General features: G+C 76.7%; 1 protein-coding gene. It reads left to right on the top strand.

Translation table 11 applies throughout. The annotated features are described in order from the left end of the window. Positions 1-2,752 (top strand): nicotinate-nucleotide--dimethylbenzimidazole phosphoribosyltransferase (gene cobT, locus FGF04_RS08545; protein WP_149510676.1); only part of this gene is annotated, 2,752 nt, incomplete at its 5' end. Positions 2,753-2,809: the final 57 nt, after the last annotated feature.

The following is a 2,809-nucleotide window of genomic DNA, read 5'->3' as shown; positions in this document are numbered from 1 at the left end:
GCCCCAGGGCCCCGAGTTCGCCCAGGCCGTCCCGGAGTTCCCGCAGGCTCCGGACGCCGCGCCGCTCCCGCCCCAGCCCGCCGTCGTGCACTTCCCCCACCCGTCGCCGCAGGACGCCGGGCTGCAGGTCCCGGAGGTGCAGGAGGTCCAGGAGGCGGCCCCCGAGGCGCAGCAGGTGCCGCAGGCGCAGGACGCGGCCCCCTCCTTCCTGCCCGGGCCCGTACAGCCCGCGGCGCTCCAGGAGCCGCAGCCGCAGGCGCCGCCGGAGGCCGAGCCTGCCGTCGCGGAGGCCGTCCAGGTCCAGGACGCGGCGGAGTCCCCGGTGCCGGACGGGGCCGTCGCTCCCGCCGGACCCGTCGACGCGACCGCCCCCGGCGCCGGGGACCCGGACGCCGCGCAGGCGGCACCGGCCGGGACCGCCGAGGCGCCGCCCGCGGCCCACGCCGTCCCCGTCGAGGGGGCCGAGCCGCAGGGCGAACCGGCCCTCCTCCAGGAAGAACTTCCGCAGGCCGAACAGCCCGTCGGTCAGTTCGTACCGGTCGAGGGCGTGGTCCCGACCACCCCCCACCTCGCTCCCACGCCGCCGCACGGCCTGACCGTGCCGGCCTCCACGGAGGAGTCCCCCGAGCACCCCGCGACGGCGCAGCCGGGGCAGCTCACCGCGGAGCAGCCCGCGGCCGAGCACCCCACGGCCGAGCACCCCGTCGCCGAGGCGGCGGACCCGGCCGCGGCCCTCGTCGAGCAGCCCGCGCCCGAGTCCGCGCCGGAGGCCGCTCCCGACTCCGTCCCCGAGCCGGAATCCGGCGTCCCGGCCGAGGAGGAGCCCCTCTTCGTGCTGCCCGCGCCCTCGGAGCCCGAGCCGGTCCCCGAGGCCGGGGCGGAATCCGTGCCGGAGGCTCCTGCCGAGGACGGCGCCCCCGAGCCCGTGGCCGCACAGCAGCCGCAGGACCAGGAGGCCGCGACCGTCGCCGGCCAGGACGAGGACCCGGCCGCCGCGGCACCGGCGCGGCAGTCCACCGGTCCGGCCGCACCCGGCTACGACGACGCCGAGCGCGAGGCCGTCCTGCGCGTGATGCGCGAGCGCCGCGACATCCGCAACGGCTTCCGCAGCGACCCGATCCCGCACGACGTGCTGCTCCGCGTCCTGGAGGCCGCCCACACGGCGCCGTCCGTCGGCCACTCGCAGCCCTGGGACTTCGTCGTCATCAAGTCGGCCGAGACCCGGCGCGCGATGCACGAACTGGCCGCGCGCCAGCGGGAGGCGTACGCCAAGTCCCTGCCCAAGGGCCGGGCGAAGCAGTTCAAGGAACTGAAGATCGAGGCCATCCTCGACACCCCGGTCAACATCGTCGTCACCGCCGACCCGACCCGGGGCGGCCGGCACACGCTGGGCCGCCACACGCAGCCGCAGATGGCCCCGTACTCCTCCGCGCTCGCCGTCGAGAACCTGTGGCTCGCGGCCCGTGCCGAGGGCCTCGGCGTGGGCTGGGTCAGCTTCTTCGACGAGCGCGAGATGGTCCGTGAACTCGGCCTGCCCGAGCACCTGGAGGTCGTCGCCTACCTCTGCGTCGGGTACGTCGACGAGTTCCCGGAGGAGCCCGAGCTGATGCAGGCGGGCTGGTCCAAGCGCCGCCCGCTGTCCTGGGTCGTCCACGAGGAGACGTACGGCCGCCGCGCGCTGCCCGGTGAGGACCCGCACGACCTGCTCGCCGAGACCATCACCAACATCCGGCCGCTGGACGCCAAGGCGCTCGGCGAGGCGTGGGAGCGCCAGAAGCGCATGACCAAGCCCGCCGGGGCGCTCGGCATGCTGGAGATCATCTCCGCCCAGCTCTCCGGCCTCTCCCGGATGTGCCCGCCGCCGATCCCGGAGCCGGCCGCCGTCGCGGTCTTCGCCGGCGACCACGGCGTGCACGCCCAGGGCGTCACCCCGTGGCCGCAGGAGGTCACGGGCCAGATGGTGGCCAACATCCTCGGCGGGGGAGCGGTCTGCAACGCCTTCGCCACCCAGGTCGGCGCCGAGGTCTGCGTCGTCGACGTGGGCGTGGCCTCCGACCTGCCGGCCACCCCGGGCCTGCTGCCCCGCAAGGTGCGGGCGGGCACGGCCGACATGACGACCGGTCCCGCGCTGACCCGCGAGGAGGTCAGGGCGGCCGTCGACGTGGGCATCGAGACCGCCCGCGACCTGGTGGCGGCCGGGAACAAGGCGCTGATCACGGGGGAGATGGGCATCGCCAACACCACCGCGTCGGCCGCCCTGATCTCCGTCTTCACCGGCGCCGACCCGGCCGAGGTGACGGGCCGCGGCACCGGCATCAACGACGAGACGCTGGCCCGCAAGACCGACGTGGTGCGCCGCGCCCTGGAACTGCACCAGCCGGACCCGGCCGACCCGATCGGCGTCCTCGCGGCCGTCGGCGGCCTGGAGCACGCGGCGATGGTGGGCCTCCTGCTCGGCGGCGCCTCCCTGCGCACGCCGGTGATCCTGGACGGCGTCAGCGCCGGCGCGGCCGCCCTGGTGGCCCGCGCGATCGCCCCCGAGGTGCTCGCGGCCTGCATCGCCGGCCACCGCAGCGCCGAGCCGGGCCATGTGGCGGCCCTGAACAAGCTGGGCCTGCGCCCGCTGGTCGACCTCGACCTCCGGCTGGGCGAGGGCACCGGCGCCCTGCTGGCCCTCCCGGTCGTCCAGAGCGCGGCACGGGCGATGCACGAGGTGGCGACGTTCGACTCGGCGGGCGTGACCGAGAAGTAGGCGTGAGGCGTCGTCCCCCGGGCCCCGGGGGAGGACGCCGCCGGTTTCGGGAGGGGC

The organism is Streptomyces apricus (assembly GCF_008369065.1).
GTDB classification, from domain to species: Bacteria; Actinomycetota; Actinomycetes; order Streptomycetales; family Streptomycetaceae; genus Streptomyces; species Streptomyces apricus.
This window is presented reverse-complemented; position numbering and strand designations above follow the sequence as displayed.